This window comes from Enterococcus sp. S86.2, assembly GCF_059834485.2.
This window is the reverse complement of sequence record NZ_CM206813.1, coordinates 2,209,528-2,232,500: the sequence shown is the minus strand read 5'-3', so window position 1 is coordinate 2,232,500 and position 22,973 is coordinate 2,209,528. Positions and strand designations below refer to the sequence as shown.

The 22,973-nt window shown below is 35.6% G+C and carries 22 protein-coding genes and 1 tRNA gene (1 of these 23 running past the window's edge); 19 read left to right on the top strand and 4 right to left on the bottom strand.

The features are described 5' to 3' along the window. The 5 genes from AC6R0T_RS10570 to AC6R0T_RS10550 all read left to right on the top strand — a co-directional run. A protein-coding gene (locus AC6R0T_RS10570; RefSeq protein WP_303754521.1) for a DinB family protein crosses the window boundary here: on the top strand, positions 1-156 show its 3' end. Its footprint begins 354 nt before the window's first position; only the last 156 of its 510 coding nucleotides appear in the window; the start codon falls outside the window, past its left edge; its stop codon occupies positions 154-156. Positions 157-269: 113 nt separating this feature from the next. Continuing rightward, on the top strand, positions 270-1,010 hold the full coding sequence (truA, locus tag AC6R0T_RS10565) for a tRNA pseudouridine(38-40) synthase TruA (RefSeq protein ID WP_303754522.1): 741 nt from the start codon (positions 270-272) through the stop codon (positions 1,008-1,010). Between the two features lie 15 nt (positions 1,011-1,025). Then, positions 1,026-1,673 (top strand): HI_0552 family protein, encoded by a 648-nt coding sequence (locus AC6R0T_RS10560; protein WP_303754523.1) that lies wholly within the window; start codon positions 1,026-1,028, stop codon positions 1,671-1,673. 184 nt (positions 1,674-1,857) lie between these two features. Next, positions 1,858-2,493 (top strand): nitroreductase family protein, encoded by a 636-nt coding sequence (locus AC6R0T_RS10555; protein ID WP_303754524.1) that lies wholly within the window; start codon positions 1,858-1,860, stop codon positions 2,491-2,493. 251 nt (positions 2,494-2,744) lie between these two features. Then, a complete protein-coding gene (locus tag AC6R0T_RS10550; RefSeq protein WP_303754525.1) occupies positions 2,745-5,288 on the top strand; it encodes a sigma 54-interacting transcriptional regulator in 2,544 nt (847 codons plus the stop codon). Positions 5,289-5,371: 83 nt separating this feature from the next. On the opposite strand, the gene AC6R0T_RS10545 is transcribed toward AC6R0T_RS10550, so the two are convergent. Then, entirely contained in the window at positions 5,372-6,157 is a 786-nt protein-coding gene (locus AC6R0T_RS10545; protein ID WP_303754526.1) for a PHP domain-containing protein, read from the bottom strand. Between the two features lie 359 nt (positions 6,158-6,516). Here AC6R0T_RS10545 and AC6R0T_RS10540 point away from each other — a divergent pair, with 359 nt between their 5' ends. The 10 genes from AC6R0T_RS10540 to AC6R0T_RS10495 all read left to right on the top strand — a co-directional run bounded on the left by AC6R0T_RS10540 (position 6,517) and on the right by AC6R0T_RS10495 (position 16,208). Further along, on the top strand, positions 6,517-6,930 hold the full coding sequence (locus AC6R0T_RS10540; RefSeq protein ID WP_303754527.1) for a PTS sugar transporter subunit IIA: 414 nt from the start codon (positions 6,517-6,519) through the stop codon (positions 6,928-6,930). A 30-nt stretch (positions 6,931-6,960) separates the two neighbouring features. Next, positions 6,961-7,440, top strand: a complete 480-nt coding sequence (locus AC6R0T_RS10535) for a PTS sugar transporter subunit IIB (protein ID WP_303754528.1) — start codon at positions 6,961-6,963, stop codon at positions 7,438-7,440. A gap of 36 nt (positions 7,441-7,476) precedes the next feature. Then, positions 7,477-8,298, top strand: coding sequence for a PTS mannose/fructose/sorbose/N-acetylgalactosamine transporter subunit IIC (locus tag AC6R0T_RS10530; RefSeq protein ID WP_303754529.1), 822 nt, complete (start codon positions 7,477-7,479; stop codon positions 8,296-8,298). Positions 8,299-8,337: 39 nt separating this feature from the next. Beyond that, complete coding sequence (locus AC6R0T_RS10525) at positions 8,338-9,165, top strand: PTS system mannose/fructose/sorbose family transporter subunit IID (protein WP_206904373.1); 828 nt, start codon at positions 8,338-8,340, stop codon at positions 9,163-9,165. 17 nt (positions 9,166-9,182) lie between these two features. Continuing rightward, positions 9,183-10,838: a glycoside hydrolase family 13 protein gene (locus tag AC6R0T_RS10520; RefSeq protein ID WP_303754530.1), complete on the top strand. Its 1,656-nt coding sequence runs from the start codon at positions 9,183-9,185 to the stop codon at positions 10,836-10,838. A gap of 327 nt (positions 10,839-11,165) precedes the next feature. Next, positions 11,166-12,017: a helix-turn-helix domain-containing protein gene (locus AC6R0T_RS10515; protein WP_303754531.1), complete on the top strand. Its 852-nt coding sequence runs from the start codon at positions 11,166-11,168 to the stop codon at positions 12,015-12,017. Positions 12,018-12,067: 50 nt separating this feature from the next. After that, the gene (locus AC6R0T_RS10510) at positions 12,068-12,961 is read left to right on the top strand and encodes an FAD:protein FMN transferase (protein ID WP_303754756.1); all 894 of its coding nucleotides are present in this window, start codon (positions 12,068-12,070) and stop codon (positions 12,959-12,961) included. A gap of 16 nt (positions 12,962-12,977) precedes the next feature. After that, entirely contained in the window at positions 12,978-13,586 is a 609-nt protein-coding gene (locus AC6R0T_RS10505; protein ID WP_303754532.1) for an NADPH-dependent FMN reductase, read from the top strand. A gap of 50 nt (positions 13,587-13,636) precedes the next feature. Then, on the top strand, positions 13,637-14,896 hold the full coding sequence (locus tag AC6R0T_RS10500) for an NAD(P)H-dependent oxidoreductase (RefSeq protein WP_303754533.1): 1,260 nt from the start codon (positions 13,637-13,639) through the stop codon (positions 14,894-14,896). Between the two features lie 208 nt (positions 14,897-15,104). Further along, on the top strand, positions 15,105-16,208 hold the full coding sequence (locus AC6R0T_RS10495; protein WP_303754534.1) for a ligand-gated ion channel: 1,104 nt from the start codon (positions 15,105-15,107) through the stop codon (positions 16,206-16,208). Positions 16,209-16,347: 139 nt separating this feature from the next. Here AC6R0T_RS10495 and AC6R0T_RS10490 read toward each other — a convergent pair whose 3' ends face one another. Further along, on the bottom strand, positions 16,348-16,659 hold the full coding sequence (locus AC6R0T_RS10490) for a DUF2316 family protein (RefSeq protein ID WP_303754535.1): 312 nt from the start codon (positions 16,657-16,659) through the stop codon (positions 16,348-16,350). Positions 16,660-16,820: 161 nt separating this feature from the next. Between AC6R0T_RS10490 and AC6R0T_RS10485 the strand changes: the two genes are divergently transcribed. Continuing rightward, entirely contained in the window at positions 16,821-17,252 is a 432-nt protein-coding gene (locus AC6R0T_RS10485; RefSeq protein WP_206904385.1) for a MarR family winged helix-turn-helix transcriptional regulator, read from the top strand. Between the two features lie 128 nt (positions 17,253-17,380). Here the strand turns inward: AC6R0T_RS10485 and AC6R0T_RS10480 are convergent, their stop codons facing one another. Beyond that, positions 17,381-19,171: an ABC transporter ATP-binding protein gene (locus tag AC6R0T_RS10480; protein ID WP_303754536.1), complete on the bottom strand. Its 1,791-nt coding sequence runs from the start codon at positions 19,169-19,171 to the stop codon at positions 17,381-17,383. 136 nt (positions 19,172-19,307) lie between these two features. Here AC6R0T_RS10480 and AC6R0T_RS10475 point away from each other — a divergent pair, with 136 nt between their 5' ends. From AC6R0T_RS10475 to AC6R0T_RS10465, 3 genes are all read left to right on the top strand, one after another. Further along, positions 19,308-19,730: a MarR family winged helix-turn-helix transcriptional regulator gene (locus AC6R0T_RS10475; protein ID WP_303754537.1), complete on the top strand. Its 423-nt coding sequence runs from the start codon at positions 19,308-19,310 to the stop codon at positions 19,728-19,730. Beyond that, positions 19,731-20,687 carry a TMEM175 family protein gene (locus tag AC6R0T_RS10470; protein ID WP_303754538.1) on the top strand — a complete coding sequence of 319 codons (957 nt, stop codon included), beginning with the start codon at positions 19,731-19,733 and terminating at the stop codon, positions 20,685-20,687. A gap of 68 nt (positions 20,688-20,755) precedes the next feature. Beyond that, positions 20,756-20,828 (top strand) — tRNA-Gln (locus tag AC6R0T_RS10465). Positions 20,829-20,918: 90 nt separating this feature from the next. Here AC6R0T_RS10465 and AC6R0T_RS10460 read toward each other — a convergent pair. Beyond that, positions 20,919-22,454, bottom strand: coding sequence for a helix-turn-helix domain-containing protein (locus AC6R0T_RS10460; protein WP_303754539.1), 1,536 nt, complete (start codon positions 22,452-22,454; stop codon positions 20,919-20,921). Positions 22,455-22,973: the final 519 nt, after the last annotated feature.

Genomic DNA, 22,973 nt, shown 5'->3' with positions numbered 1-22,973 from the left:
TTACAATCAATTAATGAAGAAAGTCTGCAAGATATCGTAGATACAAATTGGAATCCGCCAGTAACCCGACAAGTTCGAATTGTCTCTGCAATAGATGATGCAATAATGCACTCTGGACAGGCAGTTTACACTAGAAGATTAGTGATTGGAAAATAAAAAAATTAGAAGCTACGGGGAGAATTTTTTAGCCCTGTTTTTTCTTTGGTACGCTAACTTTTTCAATGGCTTATTTGGTAGAATAGACAACAAGTTAAAAAAGGAGTCATAAAATGAAAAATATTAAATTGACGATTGAGTATGATGGAAGACGTTATCTGGGTTGGCAGCGGCTTGGAAGCTCGGATAAAACAATTCAAGGGAAAATCGAAAGTGTTTTGTTCCAAATGACTGGAGAAAAAATTGAAATTATTGGTTCTGGTCGAACAGATGCAGGTACACATGCCAGAGGGCAAGTAGCAAATTTTAAAACTGAATCTGAATTGTCGCCACTTGAGATGCTTAATTTTTTGAACCGTTATTTACCTAACGATATTGTTATTAAAAATGTAGCGGAAATGAGTGAACGATTTCATGCTCGTTACAATGCCAGTGGTAAACAGTATAGTTACTATGTTTGGAACGATGTAATTCCGACGGCTTTTTACCGGCATCATAGTTTTTATGTACCCCAAGAGCTAAATTTAGAAAAAATGGAGAAAGCTGCTGAAAAGTTGCTCGGAACCCATGACTTTATTGGATTTTCTGCTTTAAAAAAGACAAAGAAATCGACGGTTCGCAAGATTGAAGAGATTCGAATTGAAAAAGATGGTGCCATGTTGCACTTTACATTTATAGGTAACGGTTTTTTGCATAAGATGATACGAATTTTAACGGGTACTTTGTTGGAAATTGGTATGGGTAAATTAGATATTAATATTATTGATGAGGTTTTGGCAAATAAAATTCGCCAAGATGCAGGAGAAACAGTTCCAGCCGCAGGGCTATTTTTAGATGAAGTTTTTTATGAATGATAAGAGGGATAAAAAATGCAATTAGATATTGCGGATTTTGAGGTTTTAGCTAGAGATAATTATACATTCAAACACTTAAAGGTAACATATTCAGTTGCCGAGCTTGAAGAGATCAAGTACGAATATAAAAAACATTGGCAAAAATGGAAAGAACTGAATTTAACAGTTGCTACTAATTTGCCCAAAGACTTTGGTATTACAAAGCCCAAAATAGAAAGCTGGACCAATGGTTGGAATTTACGTAACCACTTTTGGTGTGCCTATCGTAGTGAATCACGTCAAAGAGAAAACGCCTGTCTAGCGGTACTATTAAATAAAAAGCAGTATCAGATTTATCTCATGTTTCAACATTACAAAAGTGCTGAACGGTCCGGAAGTGTTGCGGCCTATAACGATTTATTACAAGAAATTGCTATCTGGAGTCAAAAGATCGATATTACAGACTATTATATTTGGCCTCAAGTGGAACATGAACTAGATGATCATCTGGCTTTGAAAGATTACTTGGCTAGTGAAAAGTTACAAACAGAATTTCAAGCAAAGCTAGCAGGAAAAACTTTTCAAATCGGGAAACTTTTAATGAAAGCAAAATACCCTCAAATTGAAGATAAGACCGTAGCAACTTTAAAAGAATTAATGCCGTTATATCAAGCATTAGGTTAATAAAAACGAAAATACAGCAGGTGGCATTGGAAGATGCTGCCGCTTTTTTTATGAAAAAAATTTTGTCGTATAAAAGTAATGATTCAAGTAAAGTGTAAGCTTTAATCTTGCCAAAAAAATTTGAATCAAGTATATTTTAGCAGTTAGTTTAGCACTTTAATTTTAAATAAAAGGAAGTAAGAAAATGACAGCATTCATAAATAATGACTTTCAGGATATTGTTTTAAACCGCAAATCGATTCGACGGTATGATGAAAATGTAAAAATCAGTCGAGAAGAAATGTTGACTATGTTAGATGAAGCAAATCGTGCACCTTCTGCAGTTAATTTGCAGCCTTGGCGCTACGTTGTTGTGGATACAAATGAAGGAAAAGAACAGCTACGCCCTTTTATTCGCTTTAATCAATTGCAAAATGATACTTCTGCTGCGATGATCTTAATTTTTGGTGACCGTAAAAATTATGAATACGGTAAAGAAATATATGGGGCAGCATTAAATGCGGGACTGATGCCGCAAGAAGTTCATGATCGGCAATTAGCTACCATCATTCCTCATTATCAAAATCTATCTTTGAATGAAATGGATAATGTCGTTTTGCGAGATGCTAGTCTTGCAGCAATGCAATTAATGCTAGTGGCGCGAGCCCATGGCTATGATACCAATGCAATTGGTGGTTTTGAATCAGAAAACTTAGCGGAAACTTTTGATTTAGAAAAAGAGCGCTATTTACCAGTGTTAATTCTCTCTATTGGTAAAGCGGCAGAGTCAGGTTACCAGTCAGTTAGACTCTCTGCTGATAAATTGACAACTTTCAAATAAGCCACAAAATAAAAGACCTAAACCAAAAGTTTGTATTGTTTTTGGTTTAGGTCTTTTTTTCATAAGCAGATTTTTCTAGCTTAAAATGAAGCAGCCTAAATGAAATAACTGACAAAATTGCTTTATCTAAATGGTGCGGTAAAATAGCTTAGCTTGGCTTGGATTCGTTTACTTCCGTGGTATAATGATTTCAAAGTAAAACTTAAACAATCGATTCTGTTTTTAATCAGATAAAAATAAGGGTGAAAAGAATGGCCACAAAAGCAAGATATGAAGTGCTTAATTCGATTAAGCACTTAGAAGATGATGGTAAAAAGGATCTGACAACGCAACAGATTGCCGATGAAAATGGGTTAACCAGAGGTGTAGTTAGCCATTATTTATCCCAACTGTTAAAAGAAGAATTGGTAGAAAAATTTGGGACAAAGCCGGTGTATTGGCGTCTTAAAAAAATTAAAGATCCATTTCGCGCATTTATTGGTGGCGAAGGTTCGTTAAAAAAAGTGATTGATGCCTGTAAAGCGGCTGTCAAATATCCACCAAATGGTTTTCCTTTGATTATAACCGGTGAATCTGGGGTTGGTAAAAGCTATTTAGCGCATTTGATTTATGAATATGCTAAGGCAAAAAGTGTAATTTCTTCTGAAGCGCAACTTATTTCTTTGAATTGTGCTGACTATGCCAATAATCCAGAATTACTTTCTTCAGTCTTGTTTGGTTTTAAAAAAGGCGCTTTTACCGGAGCGACAGAAGATACAGCAGGACTTGTGGCAGCAGCTGACGGGGGATTTTTGTTTTTAGATGAAATTCATCGCCTACCTAAAGAAAATCAAGAAAAATTATTTACTTTATTAGATAAAGGAACATATAGTCCACTTGGTAGTAAAGAAGTACGACAAGTAAAGGTTCGTTTTCTTTTTGCAACGACAGAATCATTGGACGATATGTTACTGTTAACTTTTAGAAGACGAGTGCCAATGACCGTTACAATCCCCAATTTTATTGCAAGGCCCTCAGAAGAACGAATGGCATTAATCCAACATGCATTTATTACGGAAGCTAAAAAAATGAATAGAAAAATTAGCGTGAATAATAGTTTGATTATGGAATTACTAAAAACGCCTCAGGCTGGGAATTTGGGTTCGTTGAACAATCAAATCAAACTTCTTTGCGCCAAAGCCTATGCAAAACAAGCCGGGGATGACTTAATTATTGGAGACAAAAAACCAGCGGTAACTTTTTTACCCACCGATAAAATTACCAATCAAAACAGCGTGGCAAAGGAAATTGTCACCGCAATTTTGGCAGAATTATCCGAAAGCGAAAGTTTTCTTGATGGCCAATTTATTGTTGCAAAACATTTAAAAAAAGCACCAGGTGATAATGTTAGTTTACAAGTGACAAGCTATAGACAAGTGCTAAATGATACTTTAATCTCCTTATTATGGGAAAAATATGGAGTCAAAGAGCTGATACCAAAAGAGATTTTAAATTCTTGCGCTTTCTTTTTAGCTAATGTGCCACCGGTGCCACTTAGAGAGCAAAAAGCTTGGCTACTGAAGATAAAAGAACAATATCCGCGGGCTTTTTATTTATTTCAACAGCTATTTTCACCTTTAAAAAACAATGCAAGCAACGAGCAAATCGCACTTGTTAGTGGTATGGCGCTTTTTCTATTAGACTATGCTGCGATAGAAAAAATTGAAGAGGTTAAAACCTTGTGCATTTTAATCTCTCATGGAAAAAGTACAGCTTCAAGTATTCAAGGGGTGGTAAATGGCTTAGTGGGAAATTTTATTTTTGCAGCTTTTGATATGCCCTTAGATAGCAGTATGCCTGAAATTAGCCAGAAAGTGCAGCAGTATATTGCGAAGTTAAATCAAAGAAAATTACCAGTTATTTTGCTTTTTGATATGGGTTCTTTAAGTCAAATGTATAAACAAATTAAACAGTACTTGGATTCTGATTTATTAGTGATTAACAATTTATCAACACCCCTTGTTTTAGATGTAGCGCTACAAGTTCAACAACAAAAAAGTTTTAGAGAAATTGCTGAGCGGGCCAATACGTATCACGAAATGATTCATATTCAGTATTACGAAGGAATCTCTCAAAATAAAAATATCATCGTTTCGTGTATGTCAGGTGTCGGATTAAGTGAAGAAATTAAGCAGATCATGTTGGATCGTTTGCAAATGGAAAAAGAAATCATTACCATGGACTATCGAGATTTAAAAAATTCACTTGCTTCCCATGATATGGGGTATTTTGAAAAGACAGATTTTATTATCACCACCACAGATTTACCATATGATTATCAAATTCCAATTTTAAATATTTACGATATTATGGAGGCCAGTGGTACTAAACGCTTAAAAGAATTGTTATTAGCAACAGGTGAAAAGGAAAAAACAATTGCCAATTTAATTGAAGGGTTATTGGAGTTTTTCACTATTGAAGGAATTAGTAGTCGACTGCAATTTTTAAATCCGAAGGTTGTTTTAGGTGAAGTACAAGGCGTTGTAGCAAAGTATCAAGATTTCTTCACCATTGTCTTTGATGCAAAAGTGAAGTTGAATTTATATATGCACATTGCTTTAATGATTGAGCGGATGATGATTTCTTCACGGGAAGAGTCCGTCAGTGTCCAAGCAGAAGAACAACTGGATAAAACCAAACAAGAGTTTTTCTCGATTTCAAAAAATATTTTCCATCCGCTGGAAATGAAGTACAATATTGTCATTGATGATTATGAGCTCTCCTTAATGTATGAACTATTAAAATATTATATCTAACTTGAAAAAACGTCTTAAATAAAGGGCTGCAAATTGAGTTTTGCAGGCTAATTTAAGACGTTTTTCGCGTAATTAAAGTTTAGTTAGCTTTCAGGAATCGGCACCAATTTGATTTCCTTATTTTGAAATAGCGCAAGTTCAGTGACACCCAATTTTTTTAGCATTGCTCCCATTTGACTAAATTGGTTACGAAAATCTGACGCAATATGGGCATCAGAACCTAAAGTGAAAAGCTTACCACCTAGATTTTGATACAAGGGGACTGCATATTCATATAGTTGGGCATTTTGGTATTTGGCAAAACTTTTTGCGTTTAATTCTAAGCCCCAGTTTTTTGCGATTATATTTTTAAAGATTCGCGTTAATTGCTCTTCATACCGAGTTGCAAGTTCATGGGAAGTCACGTCTAAACGTCGTAAGCCGTATTCAAAGTGAGTTAGGATGTGACCAGCTTTAAAATCTTCGGTTACGCGTTCCATTTGCTGAAAGTATTCATCCATAATGGTGTATTTATCTTTGGTTAAAACAATATCGTCCATATAGTCGAATTGTCCGTTTTGATGGATACTTACCAATTGTAAATCATAGGGATACGTAGCGAGGTAATCGTAAATTTTACTTTCTTGACCAGGAACCACACCAATTTCAATCCCTTTTAGAAAAGTTGTAGGCTGGCTTATAAATTTTTGCTGTTGCCTTAAAAGTTCTTCGTAATCTGGAATATCATCTTGAAATGCATGAGCTGGATTTTTTAAATCAAAATGATCGGTGGCCACAAAAGTTGCGGGCTGTTGAACAAGATAATTTTCGAACCGTTCTTCAGAATCAAAAGACAAAAAAGTATGAAGATGTTGATCGTAATAATTCATGGCAGGCCTCCTGTCGGCTACTATATCCGCTTTTTTAATTAAGATAGCATAACTTTATTAAAAAAACGCCAAGTTAGTCGAAATTTTTAGTAAAAGGATTGCAGCAAGAAGTTTTGAAAGTAAAAAGCTAAGTTACGTGGGAAACAGCGCTTAAAGCTGGGAATCAAAAAAGTCCTTTTATTTTAGTGTATGGGCCTGGTAAACATTGCTAAAATTTAAATTAATCAAAAAAGAAGTGCTTATTTTATTTTAAGCACTTCTTTTTTTTGCCCATTAAAAGCTTGATTTAAACCCTTTTTTTGAAGTTGGCACACAACTTGCTGGTAGTAAAGTGTCAAATGAAGAGAGGAGCAAAGTAAATGAAAAAAGTAGTAATTGCCACTCATGGCAATTTAGCCCAAGGAATTCAATCCACATTGGAATTATTTGTTGGTAAGAAACAAGATATTACCTATATTTCGGCTTATACACAAGGACAAGCGGATTTAGACACTCAGATTGATAATTTTTTTGCCCGTGTTACGCCAGCAGATGAAGTTATTGTTTTTACGGATATTTATGGAGGGAGCGTTAATCAAAAATTTGCAACTAAAACAACAGGAGAAAATATTTTTGTTGTTGCTGGTTTTAACGTGCCACTTTTATTAGAAGTAATTTTAGCAACAGAAGCGATTAGTGATGAATTTATTCAAGAAATGATTACCAAAGCACAAGCAGGGATGCAACAAGTCAAACTTGCCAAAAATACGACTGAAAATGATTTTTTTGCTTAAAAAGTGTTAAAGAAAAAGGAGAGAAATAAAATGATTAAAACTTTACGAGTAGACGAACGCTTAATCCACGGCCAAATTGCAATGGTATGGTCCCGTGAGTTAAATATTGATGGGATTGTCGTTGCCAATGATGAAACAGCTGGCAATGAAATACAGCAAATGGCTTTAAAAATGGCGGTACCAAGTGGGATCAAAGTAATTATAAAAACACTTCAAGGTGCAATTGATCTACTGCAAGATCCACGGGCAGAAAAAATGAAGTTGTTGGTTTTGGTTAAAACCGTTAATGACGCTGTTATACTTGCAGATAAACTGCCTAATATCGCCTATGTGAATATCGGCAACGTCGGAAAAGCTGTAATCGGTGAGAAGAAGACTTTGACACAATTTGTTATGTTAACACCAGCAGAACTTACAAGCTTAGCTACTTTAGTTGAACTGTATCCAGAAACTGCACTACAAAATTTACCATCTGATAAAAAAGAGTTGGCCAAAGACTTTATCAAGTAATTGTTGAATCCACGTAAATAAAAGGAGCGAAAAATTATGTTATATGAAGCAATTGTAGTGGCATTAGTCGTCTTTTTAACAGTCGGCGGCCAGGAATTATTAGGTTTTACTATGTTGGGGCGTCCTATTGTCATTGGACCTTTAGTAGGGTTATTGCTTGGTGATATTCAAACAGGTTTATTGATCGGAGCCTCTTTAGAAACTATTTTTATGGGAGTCGTTAATATTGGGGGCGCAAGTTCAGCCGAACCTGGTCTTGCAACGGCTTTAGCTGCAGCATTTGCCATCAATTTGGGTGGTGGCGTGGAAGTTGCATTGCCAATCGCGATTCCATTAGGGATCATCGGATTACAAGTAAAGACGTTATTATATGTAGCAGTGGTAGGGCCTTTTGCTAGTCGCTTTGACAAAATGGCTGAAGAAGCTAATGAAAGAGGAATTATCCGCTTGCATTTTGGACTATGGGCATTGCAATGGGCGATCTATTCATTAATTCCATTTTTTGCCATCTTATTTGGCTCAAAAGCTACGCAAAATGTCTTGGAAATGATTCCGGATGTGATTATTAATGGTTTATCTGTCGCTGGTAATTTACTACCTGCAGTCGGAATGGCGATGTTAATGAAAATTTTATGGGACAATAATGTTTCCGCATTTTACTTCTTAGGCTTTTTGATTATCGCATATTTCAAGATTCCATTGATTGCAGTAGCAGTTTTAGGGGTAATTATTGCCGTAACGATTGGACAACGGGATTTCCAATTGAAGAAAATGGAACAGCAAATCCAACAAAAACCTACGCTAGCAGCGACAAATGAAACAACAGAAGAGATTGAAAATGATGATTTCTTTAGTTAGGAAAGATTAGTTAATCGTAAAAAATGAGGAGGAAAAACGATGTCTCGATTTAATCAAAATGTTTCACCAGAAGAAAAGAAATTATTACGCCAAATGTACTGGCGCTCATTCACCTTGTATTCTGCTGTTACGCCAGCAAAACAAGGAGCTTCAGGCTTTGAATATGCGATGTTACCTTTTATCAATCGCTTTTATAAAAAACAAGAAGATAAAAAAGCTGCAATGGTACGTCAAATGTCTTATTTTAATACAAATGTGGCCATGGTACCTTTTATCATGGGGCTAAGTGCTTCAATGGAAAAAGAAAATAGTGAAAAGACAGATTTTAATCAAGATTCCATCAATGCGATTAAAACATCTTTAATGGGCCCATTAGCTGGTATTGGCGACTCGGTTTTCTGGGGCGTTTTGCGAGTAATTGCGGCAGGTGTTGCAGTCGGATTAGCGCAATCAGGTAATGTCTTGGCTCCGATTATCTTTTTACTTTTGTTTAATTTGCCCGTTCAACTTATTCGTTGGTATGGGGGGCAATTGGGTTACACACTAGGATCGGCTTACATTTCAGATTTATACGAAAATGGTCTGATTAATATTTTAACAAAAGCTGCAACCATTGTTGGATTAACAATGGTAGGTGCAATGACGAGCCAAATGGTAAAACTTGATTTGAAATGGAAAATGGTAATGGGTGGCAAAACGATTTTAAAATCCCAAGAAATGCTCGATCAAATTTTTATTGGTTTACTACCTTTAGCAGTTACCTTATTTTGTTTTTATCTATTAAAGAAGAAAAATGTTTCGATTAATGTTCTAATTTTTGGCATCATTATTGCAGCCATTGCTTTGTCATTACTTGGAATTGTATAAAAGAAAGGGGAAAGAGCATGCGTAGTGATTGGTGGAAAGAAGCCGTCATTTATCAAATTTATCCCAAAAGTTTTTACGACAGTAATGATGATGGCATTGGTGATTTAAAAGGAATCATCGAAAAATTACCCTATTTAGTCGATTTAGGTGTCGATGCGTTGTGGTTAAGTCCGGTGTATTTATCCCCGCAAATTGATAATGGCTACGATATTGCTGATTATCGAAAAATTGATCCGATTTTCGGAGACAATGAAGACTTGTATGCCTTAATTGCAGCAGCCCATGACAAAGGGCTAAAGATTATTATGGACTTTGTTGCCAATCATACTTCGGATCAACATTTATGGTTTCAAGAAAGTCGCAAGTCAAAAGACAATTTCTTTTCCGATTTTTATATCTGGCAAGATGCTAAGCCCGATGGTTCGCCCCCTAATAATTGGGGCTCAAGTTTTGGTGGCTCGGCATGGACTTTTGATGAGCGTAGAAAGCAGTATTATTTACATTATTATGCGAAAGAACAACCGGATTTAAATTGGGAAAATCCTTTTGTCAGAGAATACATCTACGATATGATGCGCTTTTGGAAAGCCAAAGGGGTAGATGGATGGCGGATGGATGTGATTACTTCCATTTCAAAAGATTGGCAATTTCCCGATAACCCCCGGAGCAATACAACAGAAAATCAACAAAATGGTCCCCGCATGCACGAGTTTATTCATGAATTGAACCAAGCGGTCTTAGCACCTTTTGATATGATGAGTGTGGGCGAATCTCCAGCAGCTAAAGCACATGATGCCTACACATTAGTTGATCCTAAGCGAGAAGAATTGGATATGATTTTTACTTTTGAACATATGCATATCGATCGTAAAAAAGGAGATGTCAATGGTCGATGGGCTTTAAAAAAACGAGATTTAGTTGCATTGAAAGAAATTTTAAGCAACTGGCAGCATGAATTAAAAGACAAAGGGTGGAATGCGCTTTACTTTGAAAATCATGATCGCGCCAGAGTAATCTCACGTTGGGGTAATGATACAAATCACCGCTACGAATGTGCAACGGCCTTTGCGACAGTCTTACATGGCTTACAAGGGACACCTTTTATTTATCAAGGAGAAGAGATTGGCATGACGAATGCTGATTTTGAAATTACAGATTATGAAGATATTGAGCTATTAGGAAATTATGATTACTATGTAAAACAGCAGCAAACTATTTCCCATGAGGATTTCCTACAAGCAGCTCACAAAGTTAGTCGTGATAATGCACGAACACCAATGCAGTGGACAGCGGAAAAAAATGCTGGCTTTACTAAAGGTGTGCCTTGGTTTAAGTTGAATCCTGCTTATTCTAAAATCAATGTAGCCAATGATTTAAAAAGTGATCATTCTATTTATCGTTATTATCAAAAGTTGATTGCATTGCGGCACAATGAAACGATTTTAAAAGAAGGAACCTACGAATTATTATTGCCAACAGATGGACAGATCTTTGCCTATTTGCGCAAAGATAACCAAAAACAATGGCGGATTGTGGCGAATTTAAGTGAAAATACAATCGAAAATCCATTTGCAGCCAGTGATCAAAAAGCACAAGTGATTCTTAGCAATCAAAAAAATCAGGTGGTTTCAGCCTATTTACAGCCTTATGAAGCGTATATTGTTGAAGCTTAAATAAATAACTTCTCAAATTATGATGGATAAATTTCTTCCTTACTAACCGCTTTTAGAAAGTAAGAAATTTTTCAGTCACTGTTTGAGAAGTTTTTTTGTCAAGGGAAATGAAGTTAAAGACTACATTTTAATGTTTGTCGTAAAAAGGAATAGCTAGAAACATTGCATATTTCAATAATGTATCTAATATGTAAGATTTGTCAAAAAAATTATATAAAATATTATATATCGACTTTGACTTTACCAGTATGGCGGCGTAGTATGCAGATGTAAAGCGGTATCATTAATAATGTGAAAATAAGCACAATTTAAAAAAGGAGGGAGTTAATGCAGATTGAAAAATTTATTGCGGCACGAAAAAAAGCTGGCTTCTCACAAATCGAATTGGCGCAAGGCATATGTACACAAGCAACTTTAAGTCGTTTTGAAAACAATGGCCAAGTGCCAAGTTTGAAAATTCTCATAAAGCTCTGTGAACGGCTAGACTTTCCAATTGGAGCGTTATTTCCCAAAATCGGTGTGAAACATACAACGCTTGTTGCCACCTTTGATGAAATCGAATTTTTATTGATTACAATGGAATATCAAAAGGCACAAAATTTGCTAGCCAATATTTTAACAAGTGAGCTGGATACTCCTGAGTTAAAGATGCGCTACCATTATTTGTCAGGTTTTCTTTTGTATTATCAAAAAGCAGCAGCTGTCGAGGTTTTATTTGCTTTTAATCAGTTGCTATTGGAAGAAGATACGCTCTATCAGCTGTTGGCTTATACGGGCATGGGACTAGTTTACAGTGAGGCTGGTGAAAAAGTAAAAGGGGAAGTCTATTTTGATAAAGTGTTGCGTAAAATTTATGACTATCCAGTTAAATCCATAGAAGAAACCTGGCGCGTGTTGCATATTTTATACCAGTGTGGTGTTTTTTACAGTGAAATTGCAGAATATCAAGTTAGCAATACGTTATTGGAATATGCGCTTTCCATTTGTTCAGATAATCACGTCACCTTCTATTTGGCAAGAGTGGCTACACAGTTAGCCTGCAATGCCATGAAACTTAAAATGCCCCATGGCGAGATTTTAGAACGGCTTGCAGACGCTAATGCGTATGCCAAAATTAATCGCAACGAAATTGCACAAAAAACGATTGCCCAGCTAACACAAGCAGTCAAAAAAAGTTAAGTTGGTCAAAAAATAAAGAGGTGAATACTTTGGCAACAAGACAGCTTTATATGATGGGTACAGTCATTGATCTTCTTGTTGATCACCAAGAAGCAGAAAAAATTTTGGATGAGTTGGAAAAACGATTAAAGCTTTATGAAAAGCGGTTTAGCGCCAATGATCCTACTTCTGAACTAATGGTCCTAAATCACAATGCCGGCATAAAAAAAGTTGTCCTTCAGCCAGAATTATATGAATTAATCAAGTTAGGAAAAGAAAATAGTCTTACAAGTGAGCAGCTAAATATTGCCATTGGCCCTTTAATTCAAACGTGGCGCATCGGTTTTAGTGATGCTAAAGTACCTTCAGATGAAGTGATTAAAGGTTTATTAGCTAAAACTAACCCCCACAATATTCAATTAGATGATCAAAATCAGACTGCTTTTTTAACAGAAAAAGGCATGCTGTTAGATTTAGGGGCATTAGCTAAAGGTTTTATTGCTGATTTATTGGTGGCATATTTAAAAGAAGAAAACGTCACGGGCGCATTAATTAATTTAGGTGGCAACGTGGTCGTTTTTGGCACAGCAAGACAACATGAAGATGGACTATGGCGCATTGGTGTGCAAGACCCTAGCAAAGATAGGAATCAAACGCGTCTGATTTTAAAGGTAACCAATCAATCCGTGGTTACTTCGGGAATTTATGAGCGTAGTCTAATCAAGGAAAATAAAAGATATCACCATATTATTGATCCAAAGACTGGCTATCCTGTCAAAACGGAGGTTCTTAGTTTAACCATTGTATCAAAAAAATCAGTAGACGGTGAGATTTGGACTACCCGCTTATTTGGGCTACCAACTGCTGAAATCATACGTACTTTAAACCGTACTTCAGGTATTGAAGGAATTATCATCACAACAGATGAGGTCATCTTATCTGATGGAATTAGAGATTTAATGTAGAGAAAGGATTTTTCAAATGTATAAATTTATCGGACTTGTGGGTACCAATTCAAAGGAATCAACAAATCGTGCATTGTTGGCCTACATGCAAAAAAAATTTGCGGCTGAAGCAGAAATTGAATTAGTAGAAATTAATAATCTTCCTCTTTTTAATAAACCGGCAGACAAAAAAATACCAGAAAGTGTGCAGGCTATTGCTGAAAAGATCAACAAAAGCGATGGTGTAATCATTAGCACACCTGAATATGATCATGCAGTGCCAGCAGCGTTAATGAATGCTTTAAGCTGGTTGTCTTACGGTATTTATCCTTTTGTTGATAAGCCTGTTATGATTACGGGTGCTTCTTATGGGACGTTAGGTTCTTCTAGAGCGCAAGCCCATTTACGTCAAATTTTGGATGCACCAGAATTAAAAGCACGAATTATGCCTAGTTCAGAATTTTTATTGAGCCATTCTTTATCGGCTTTTGATGAAGCGGGCAATCTAAATGATGAAAAACAACAAGAAAAACTCGCAGGCCTATTTCAGGATTTCACTGTTTTTGTCACGATTACCAAACAATTGCAAAACAGTCACGCTGTAAATCAACAAGCAGCTGAAAATTTTTCTTGGGATAACATCTAAAGCAGGGTTATTTTAGTTTAACTATTTACAAGCATAAAGGAGTCTTTGCTATGAAAATCGTCGGTATTGTCGGATCAAATGCAGATCTTTCTTATAACCGTCTTTTGTTAAAATTTATTGGTAAAAAATTTGGTCATTTATTTGACTTTGAGTTGTTGGAAATCACCGATGTTCCCTTATTTAATCAAAGCCAGGATGCAACAAATAGTCCAGCTATTCAAAAATTAAATCACAAAATTAAAATGGCAGATGGTGTAATTATCGCAACTCCAGAACACAACCATACTATTCCGGCTGCTTTAAAAAGTGTGCTTGAATGGTTATCTTTTAAAATTCATCCCCTTGAAAATAAACCGGTTATGATCGTGGGAGCTTCTTATTATGACCAAGGTTCTTCCCGGGCACAACTACATTTACGTCAAATATTAGATGCGCCTGGTGTCAATGCGATTGTTATGCCAGGAAATGAATTCTTATTGGGAAAAGTAAAAAATGCTTTTGATGAAAATGATAATTTGAAAGATCAAGGAACAATTGATTTTCTTGGGAGCACATTGGAAAAATTTCTTCAATTTGTCAATGTCACGGCTTTATTAAATCCTAAGCCCAAAGCAGAACCAGAAGATTTATATGCAACTGGTAAAATTGACACAACAATTGAAGGTGCCGATATGTGGGCAGATGACTGGTTGGAACAAGCGACAGCAATCGTTGAACCTGCAGTAGGTCGTGATTATGTTAAATTAGACCGGGGACTTTTAACCGTGGATCAATTGAATTATTTCTTAGATTCGATGCCGATGGAATTAACCTATGCCGATAGCAACAATCAATTTTTATATTATAACCAAACAAAGCCCGCTAATGAGATGTTAGCGCCGCGGGTGCCAGGCCAAGTGGGAAATCCATTGGCAAAATGTCATCCAGAAAAAGCTTATCAGAATGTCGAATGGGTAATTCAACAATTGCGCTCAGGTGCCACCGATGTCGTTCGCGTACACGTTCCAAAACAAATGCCTGAAAAATATATTGTTCATAATTATCAAGCTATGCATGATAAACAAGGCAATTATATGGGAATTAATGAATATATTTTAGACTTTAAGCCAATTGTCGAATGGTACTTGCAACAAACGGGGCAAAAATTAGTTGGCGATGTCGACGGCGTAACTAGTGCTTCTAAAAAAAATGAAACACCTGCAGTTGACGGCGTCTCCAGTGCTTCTAAAAAAGACGCAGCGTCTGCAGTAAGTGCTGTAACACCAACACCTGCAGTTGATGGTATCTCTAGCGCTTCTAAAAAGGATTAGTAAAAACAAACGATACTAAAAAACACTAAAGACTAGATTCGCAATCTGGTTTTTAGTGTTTTTTTGTAGGTTAAAACAAATGGTTTTTTTCAAGGTTACCATTATTACAGTAGTTTTTTTATATATTGTGATAAAATTAATTTATTGAAATGTTAGCGGTTAATTTTGGTTATGGTTATTGGCTTCAAAAGATATAAGGGGGGATTGAATGTTGAAAAAGTGGTTGACACATTATCGAAAATTTAATCAACAACAAAAGAAGTTATTATGGTTTTGGTTATTGGGGCTATCAATAGTTTTTATTGGCTATATTGGCTATACGACGTTTTATTTATATAGCGATAAACAGTCAGAAAACAAATACTGGACCCAGTATTTACATGAAAAAGAACAATTAACAACATCGCAGCAAAAACAAGCAAAAGATGCGATTTCAGTCAGTACGGGTGTCTATGTTGAGAACATTAATGAAATTAGTATTCGTAATTCCAATTTCAATGTCACATTTCAGGTCTGGTTTAAATGGGATGATCACCATGATTTGAATATGTTGGAACATTACGAAATATATAATGGCCAAATTAAGTCACAAGAAATTTTAAAAGAAAGTCGCGTTGGAAAAACGAATTATCAATTGGCACGTGTAAATGCTGTCGTCACGAAAACTTTTTGGACGACGCGATTTCCCTTAGGCTCTTATCAAATTCGCTTTTATTTAGAACCTAAAAGTCCAATTGAAAATATCGTATTACAGGCGGATCGTAAAAATTCATCGATTAATGAGAATATTAATATTTCTGGGTTTTCGGTCAAACGTTTTGACACCAATCTTTTTGTGCAAGAGTATCAAAATAATAAAGCTGACCCAGAGGCAAATGGAAATTACACAGTCACTGAATTTTTAACGGCAATTGAATTAAACCGTGAAAATATTGGGTTATATATCAAATGTTTTATTGCTCTAGTGGGGACTTTAGGTTGGGTCCTAATTGTTTTATTCATTTGTACGTACCATAATGTAGATCCATTGGGGATGATTCCAAGTGCATTATTTGGTACTGTAAGTAATATTTTAGTTGGAGCAAATTTGGTTCCCGATGCACTACACACGGGCTTATTGGAATTTGTTAATATTTTTGGCATCATTGTTATTTTGTTTTCATCCTTGGCTGTCATCACCATTAATCGACAGCGTTCTTACTATCACGATGATGATTTTGCTGCTTTTTTTGGCCGCCATATTTTTTGGATGGTCGCCATATTTACGGTGGCGGGAAATATCTTGTTACCAATGGCAGCTTATAATTTTTAAGCAAAAAATGTAAAAGTGCGCCAAAAACAGTGGATGTTTTTGGCGCACTTTTTAGGCGATAATGAAAGTATAGATTTTTCATAAGGCAAACAGTGATCGATTGCTTTAGCTTTTTTTATAGAAAAATAGCGTTGCTAGATTAATAGTCGCCCCGACTAAGTTTCATTTTGTCTATTTTGCGACTATTTAAAAACCAGTACTGATGATAATCTCCGACAAGAGCGGTAAAGGGAACACCGACAATATCTTGTTGTGTTAATTTTTCTTCTAAATAAACTTTTAGAATCCAAGGATCTTCAAGTGCCGATTGCTCTAAGTGCAATATCCGTTCAATTTTTGCAGGAGAGACGTTAAAATCTTCAGCAATTAAGGTAGGACTTAAAGAAGCACGACGCATATTTTCTTGTAGTTGTGCAATCGTATCAATTGTTTGTTGGGTAGTTAATGACATGCTATTCACTCCTTATGCAAATGGATCATTTCAATTTTTTTAATAAAAAGTTGTAATTACAACTTTTACAACGGCTAATATACGCTTTCCTTCTATAGTTGTCAATGGAAAAGTTGTAAATTTAACTATTTTCCATTAGACTGACTGCAGGGAGTGATAATATGTTAAAATCAGATTCCATTTCAGAAAAAATCTATCAAATTAGCAACTTACAACAAAACTTTGTCGCACAGTCATTAAAATACCTTGAGCTTAATCCAATCCAAGCACGAAGTTTAAATTATATTGCGCAGCATCCCGGTACGATTCAAAAAAATTTGGCTGGATATTTGGAAAAACCCAATGCTACAGTAACGAATATTTTGAAAAGTTTAGAAAAAGCTGATTTTATCAAACGAAAAATTCCAGTTGAAAATGAACGCCAAAAGCAATTATTCTTAACTGCTGCTGGTGAAAGAGTAATTGGCGAAGTAGAGCAGATCTTTGCCCAGTTAAATGCTTTAGTAGAATTAGAATTGACAGCCAAAGAAATTGATTCACTAAATCAAGTGTTACCCAAAGTTGCGAGCGTATTCAGTAAGGAAAAATCTTAAGCTAGTAAATGCTAAATAAAAATAGAGCTATTTCCAACGTAACTAAGGAAATAGCTCTATTTTTTGAACCACCAAAAAAGTAGGCCGCTTTAAAAGCTGTGCTACTGTTTTCTGTCTCGTTTATTGTTTTAAGCAGCCGCTTCAGTATTTTTAAATTGTGTTTGATAAAGCTTAGCATATAAGCCATCTTTTGACATAAGTTTATTGTGTTCACCTTGTTCAATGATTTGCCCATGTTCCATAACCGCAATCTGATCGGCATTAGCAATAGTGGAAAGACGGTGGGCAATCACAATACTTGTCCGATTTTGCATAAGGTTATCCATCGCTTTTTGTACATAATATTCAGAAATAGCATCTAAAGCAGAAGTTGCTTCGTCCAAAATTAAAATTTGAGGATTTTTTAGGATGATGCGAGCAATTGCAATCCGTTGCTTTTCCCCACCAGAAAGCTTAATGCCGCGATTACCAACGACAGTATCATAACCATTTGGCAATGTCATAATGAAGTCGTGAATATAAGCCGCTTTAGTAGCCGCAATTACTTCTGCTTTGCTTGCATTTTCATTGGCATAAAGTAAGTTATCGTAAATTGAGCCGTTAAAAAGAAAGGTCTCTTGACTGACTACACCGATATTTTGTCTTAGACTGGTGAAAGTTACGTCTTTAATATTTTGATTATCAATGGTAACAGTCCCACTTGTCGGATCGTAAAGACGTGTGAGCAGGTGAGTTAAAGTTGATTTTCCCGCACCAGAAGGACCAACTAAAGCTAAAGTTTCACCAGGAAGAATTTGTAAGTTAATATTGTTTAAAACTTCATTTTCTTCATAACGAAAATCGACAGCGGTAAATAATACTTCACCACGACTAATGGTCAGATCTTTTGCTTGCGGGGTATTTTGGATTGTTGGTGTAATATCCATATACTCAAAAATTCGTTCAAATAAGGCAAAAGAACGCATTAAATCAACTTGGATATTGGAAAGCTGGGTAACCGGGTTATAAAGTCTACCCAAAAGTGAAGCAAAGGTGATAATGCCGCCAATAGTTAATTGTCCTTTGGCCAGTAAAAAACCACCAACTAAATAAATCAACATCGGCCCAATCGCCATTAAGACAGACATCGCCATGCGAAACCAACGCCCAGCTAAAGATTCTCTAATTTGTAAAGCAGTAACTTCTTGGTTGATTTCATCAAAGGTACTAAAAGCTTCATCTTCTTTTGTAAAAAGCTTCATTAGCGTACTGCCACTAGTGCTTAAGGTTTCTTGGGTATGTTGATTTAGTTTGCTTAAGGCACTTTGACTAGCAGCAGCAATTTGCCATCTTCTTTTGCCGACTTTACGAGTTGGCAAGATGAATAATGGAACGGTGACAAGCGCAACAGCTGCTAAAATTGGATTCATAGAAAATAACGCAAAAAGAGTCGTTGTTAAAATGAAAATGCTGCTTAGTGCATTGATAAAAGTCGTTTGAAACACTTGTTGAATGCCGTCGACATCACTGGTTAGGCGTGTCAAGATTTCCCCTTCTTTTACCGTGGTAAAAAAACTTTGAGGTAAAAAGGAAAGGTGACGGTATAAATTGTTTTTCATCGTCAGCGTAATATTTTTGGCAATCCAAGTACTTAAATAACCTTGGGCAACTTGTAAAAGGTTCAATAAAATCGTAGCCGAAATTGAAAGGCCCACGAGAATGCCTAATTGCGGTAAATTGTGTTTTGGCAAAGCTATGTCGACTATTTTTTGTAATAAAAGTGATGGCACAAGTCCCAGCGTGGAAGTAGCAAAAATTAAAAGAATTACCAGGATAAGTTTTAAGGTATGTGGTTTGAAATAATTGAGGATTCGACGGATGAAACTAAGTGTCAATTCAGGTTTTTTTGTTTGGTCAAAGTCAAAGCGCATTCGAGCCATTAAATCCCCTCCATTTATTAGTTAGGTACCTAATTATTATACTACCTTTTTTGAAATTTGTAAATAGATAGGCACCTAACTATTTGACGAAAGAAAAATCATTGCGTAAAATTAGAACAATAAAGGATGTGTTTTGATGAAAGAAGAAGTTTTATTTGAAGAATTTCAGCGTTTGAATCGTTTGATGCGACGACGCCTAAAACATAAAACAAAGAAAGAGGAATTTTCCTTTGGTCAGAACCGATTATTACGGATTTTGGCTAGACATGAGGGGTATTCACAAAAAGAATTAGCTGAAATGATGCATATCAGACCTGCGTCATTAAGTGAACTATTGAAAAAATTGAGCCAAAAAGGATATTTAATTAAAAAGCAAAATGAAACGGATCGCCGCATAACCAATTATTTTCTAACTGCAGAGGGTAAAAGCTACATTTCATCAATTCAAGATGAACAAAAGCATTTGGGACAAGATTTATTTGCGACGTTATCTACTGTAGAAAAAGAGCAACTGCATCACATCTTAAATAAATTGACCACGCGCTTGGAGGCAGAATAAATGAGCAATCTAAAAGAACGGGTACTTGTTTTTAGCGATGCTATTATCGCAATTATTTTGACGATCATGGTGTTGGAAATTCCAATTAAGTATGCCAGTAGCGGTGATATTGTCTGGCAAACATTATTATCTGCTGTGGGCATTTATTTTATTAGTTTTTGTTTTGTAGCGAATTTATGGTTTCAAACGGCGTATGCTTTTAATCGAATTGAACAAGTTAAAAACAAGAGCTTGGTGGTTTATCTGCTCTTGCTATTTTTCTTGTCTTTGGTCCCAGCCGCGACGCGGATTTTAATTGAAGATACAACACAGCAGACAGTTTTGATTTACGGTATTCTAACTTTAATTGTGACAGTATTGATGCGCCGCTTGGTTACGGCTTTGACGAAGCAGTCAATAACGGAAATAAATTTACAAAAACGCCGCGTAGATGAATTAAATCGCCAAGATATGCTGAGTTTTATTGCCCGCATAATTATTTTAATAATTGGCTTATTTCAGGTCCATGTTGCCTTAGTTATCTATTTGGCATTGCCAATTTTAGCCTTTTTACAAAATATGATTGATCGCGAGGAAGATCGTTTTGTTGATACATTAGACCAAACAGAACAAGCTGATTATTTTGCTGATCGTAATCAAATTTGGGGCAGTTCAATGAAACGGTATTCGAAATTATTACGCGACTCTTTAAAAGATCCCAATGAAAAAGATGGTCAACAATGGGAAGATATTATGAAAGAGTGGCTGGGAAAAGTGGATCAAGAAATTGCGATGCGACAAAAAGCTATGAAAACCGCTTCTACTCATGAACAAGAACACTTGCAACAAGAGATTAATCGACTACAAATGCAAAAATCGCGACTGCAAGAGCGCGAAAATCACTTGGAACAACGCCCGTTCAACCGCAATCACCCGAAATTTCAGCCAAGTAGCAAAAAAACACTGTCTAAAAAATAGCGCATAAATGTAAGACAAAATAATTGAAAAGAAAAAAGTTTGGCGTTATCCTTTTTATGTTGCATAAATGGGATATAGCCAAACTGGTAAGGCACTTGACTCTGAATCAAGCAATTGCAGGTTCGAACCCTGCTATCCCAATAAAAAAGCTATAACAAATTGTTCAACGACTTATGAAAATACCGTCTATTTATAAAAAGTGCTGTGGCAACTAGTTGCTACAGCACTTTTTTATGTTAATGACAAACTAGATTGCTTCTTCGGAGTAGTAGGGGCAAAAGAAAAAGGATTTTGCGCTTTTTTTTGTAGCGCATCAAGCAGGTGTTGGAATAATTCTCCTTGATATGCGTGATGCTGTAAAGCTAAGAGATAAATCTCTTTATCAGCAGTAAAGTGATCTTTGGTCACCCCGATATAAAAATCATAGTTTGTATTTTCTTGATAGATTTCATAGCTGACAAATTTGATTTGATTAAGAAAATTTGTCAAACTGGTCATCATATAGTAATTCGGTAAAGGTTGAATACCGACAAAAAGCTCGATTTGATAGTGCTTTTTTTCCACGTAAGGGTAAACAGATTCTGCTAAAAAATAAGGTAAGTCTTTGACTTGCTGGGCTGACAGTAATGTTTTTTCTAAATAATATTCATACTCACATAAAAAGAGCTGACAGAAGGTTACCAATTCTTGATAGTTGTCTTTTTGTGTGACTACAGTTGGTAACATAGTTTGTAAGCGGGTAGCCGCAAGCAATGCTGGTGATTCCAATAAATAAAAAATTAGAAAGATATTGCATTGTAAGACTGTTGCTTCACTTTTAGTCAAGGGTTGATAAAAATAGTCTTTTTGTAGTTTCACGATGAAATCTTGGCTGATAGTTGCCGTGGGAATTCCTCTTGCCAAAAAATCAGTAAATTGTTGGGTAACTTTTTTTATCCGCCAATCATTTTCAGATAAATAGTGGTTGGTGAATAGTTTGAAATATAATGAACAGGCTGCATTTTCAATTTCTGCCGCATCACAGCTGAAATTGGCGAAATAATCTTCTAAAATCTTGGCTTTAGCTAAAAATAATGGTGGTGGACAGCTAGGTTTTGGTAGTGGGTGGTGATTTTTAAGGCGTAGGCGCGCGATTAATAAACAAGATAAGCCGACCCATTCATTTAATAAGTTAGCACCCTGATGTGCTAACTTATCCAATACACGTAATTCTTCTTCAAGGGAAATATCTGCTGCAAATAAGTCTGCACCAAAAGCGCCAACCCCCAATAGCTTGAAAAACACAGCCTGGACGTTTTCTTCATCGCTACTAGTAATGGTCATTTGGCCGGCGTTTAGCCAAACATCATATTTTTTTAAGTAAAGAGATAGTGGACGAATTCTCCTTAATAAAGTTGACTGACTAATAAAATGTTCTTGGCAAAACTGCGGCAAGGTTTTTTCAGGAGTTAGTAAGATGGCTTTTAAAATCTGATACCCCAACGACTTTTGAACTAAAAAGCGGAGATACGCCGTTTCTTTACTATTATCTTTTTTCCAAATGACAATCCCTTTTTCAGGAACAAGGGATCCCCAGCCTAAAGCAAGAAAATCTTCTTCCAGTTCTAAAACTAGTTGAGCTGCTTTTTTATAGTTCATATTTAATTCAATACTTAGTTGATTAATGGAAAAGTGAGGGCCTCGCTGATTATTTATATGGTGTAATAAATCTCTTTTTTCGCTACTAATTTTATCTAAAACTATTGAAAATAGTTCATTTATGACCATATTTTATTCTCCTTGTGGCAATGGATCTGCTAATTTTCTTTAGTTTAACAAATGTAAAGAGAAAAAATGTCTAATCTTTTTTACGGATGATTAAAAAATAACCAAAAATGAGTATATTTATCGTGAGATTGCTTTTGGCTGGAAGCGACGCACACTTTAGGATCTCAATCTTCTACGCAAGCTATTTTTTGTTAGCCAATTGGAATAGTTGCAAACAGGATGGCTGTTCTTCTTAACAAAATAGAAAACGAATCACAAAAAAGACATCTGGCTAATATGTCTTTTTTTGTTACAGTTCATTATTTTTCATAACAGAGCTAAAGAACTTATTTTAGCAAAAAGGGCTAAAAATTAAGGTTTGTCAATTTTGACAAAAAGTACAGAAAAAATTGATATTTTATTGCTATTTAAAATTGAGATAACATTTGCTTTTTAGTTTTTGTTGCTGCTATAGCTTTTTGCCTAAAATAAATAAAAAAGTGCTTTAATTTTCAGTTGTAAAATTAGAAAATGGTTAAT

What these genes read in the sequence shown, in the direction of transcription:
- truA (WP_303754522.1), top strand. Translation starts at nt 270, where the DNA reads ATGAAAAATATTAAATTGACGATTGAGTATGATGGAAGACGTTATCTG.
- AC6R0T_RS10560 (WP_303754523.1), top strand. Translation starts at nt 1,026, where the DNA reads ATGCAATTAGATATTGCGGATTTTGAGGTTTTAGCTAGAGATAATTAT.
- AC6R0T_RS10555 (WP_303754524.1), top strand. Translation starts at nt 1,858, where the DNA reads ATGACAGCATTCATAAATAATGACTTTCAGGATATTGTTTTAAACCGC.
- AC6R0T_RS10550 (WP_303754525.1), top strand. Translation starts at nt 2,745, where the DNA reads ATGGCCACAAAAGCAAGATATGAAGTGCTTAATTCGATTAAGCACTTA.
- AC6R0T_RS10545 (WP_303754526.1), bottom strand. Translation starts at nt 6,157, where the DNA reads ATGAATTATTACGATCAACATCTTCATACTTTTTTGTCTTTTGATTCT.
- AC6R0T_RS10540 (WP_303754527.1), top strand. Translation starts at nt 6,517, where the DNA reads ATGAAAAAAGTAGTAATTGCCACTCATGGCAATTTAGCCCAAGGAATT.
- AC6R0T_RS10535 (WP_303754528.1), top strand. Translation starts at nt 6,961, where the DNA reads ATGATTAAAACTTTACGAGTAGACGAACGCTTAATCCACGGCCAAATT.
- AC6R0T_RS10530 (WP_303754529.1), top strand. Translation starts at nt 7,477, where the DNA reads ATGTTATATGAAGCAATTGTAGTGGCATTAGTCGTCTTTTTAACAGTC.
- AC6R0T_RS10525 (WP_206904373.1), top strand. Translation starts at nt 8,338, where the DNA reads ATGTCTCGATTTAATCAAAATGTTTCACCAGAAGAAAAGAAATTATTA.
- AC6R0T_RS10520 (WP_303754530.1), top strand. Translation starts at nt 9,183, where the DNA reads ATGCGTAGTGATTGGTGGAAAGAAGCCGTCATTTATCAAATTTATCCC.
- AC6R0T_RS10515 (WP_303754531.1), top strand. Translation starts at nt 11,166, where the DNA reads ATGCAGATTGAAAAATTTATTGCGGCACGAAAAAAAGCTGGCTTCTCA.
- AC6R0T_RS10510 (WP_303754756.1), top strand. Translation starts at nt 12,068, where the DNA reads ATGATGGGTACAGTCATTGATCTTCTTGTTGATCACCAAGAAGCAGAA.
- AC6R0T_RS10505 (WP_303754532.1), top strand. Translation starts at nt 12,978, where the DNA reads ATGTATAAATTTATCGGACTTGTGGGTACCAATTCAAAGGAATCAACA.
- AC6R0T_RS10500 (WP_303754533.1), top strand. Translation starts at nt 13,637, where the DNA reads ATGAAAATCGTCGGTATTGTCGGATCAAATGCAGATCTTTCTTATAAC.
- AC6R0T_RS10495 (WP_303754534.1), top strand. Translation starts at nt 15,105, where the DNA reads ATGTTGAAAAAGTGGTTGACACATTATCGAAAATTTAATCAACAACAA.
- AC6R0T_RS10490 (WP_303754535.1), bottom strand. Translation starts at nt 16,659, where the DNA reads ATGTCATTAACTACCCAACAAACAATTGATACGATTGCACAACTACAA.
- AC6R0T_RS10485 (WP_206904385.1), top strand. Translation starts at nt 16,821, where the DNA reads ATGTTAAAATCAGATTCCATTTCAGAAAAAATCTATCAAATTAGCAAC.
- AC6R0T_RS10480 (WP_303754536.1), bottom strand. Translation starts at nt 19,171, where the DNA reads ATGGCTCGAATGCGCTTTGACTTTGACCAAACAAAAAAACCTGAATTG.
- AC6R0T_RS10475 (WP_303754537.1), top strand. Translation starts at nt 19,308, where the DNA reads ATGAAAGAAGAAGTTTTATTTGAAGAATTTCAGCGTTTGAATCGTTTG.
- AC6R0T_RS10470 (WP_303754538.1), top strand. Translation starts at nt 19,731, where the DNA reads ATGAGCAATCTAAAAGAACGGGTACTTGTTTTTAGCGATGCTATTATC.
- AC6R0T_RS10460 (WP_303754539.1), bottom strand. Translation starts at nt 22,454, where the DNA reads ATGGTCATAAATGAACTATTTTCAATAGTTTTAGATAAAATTAGTAGC.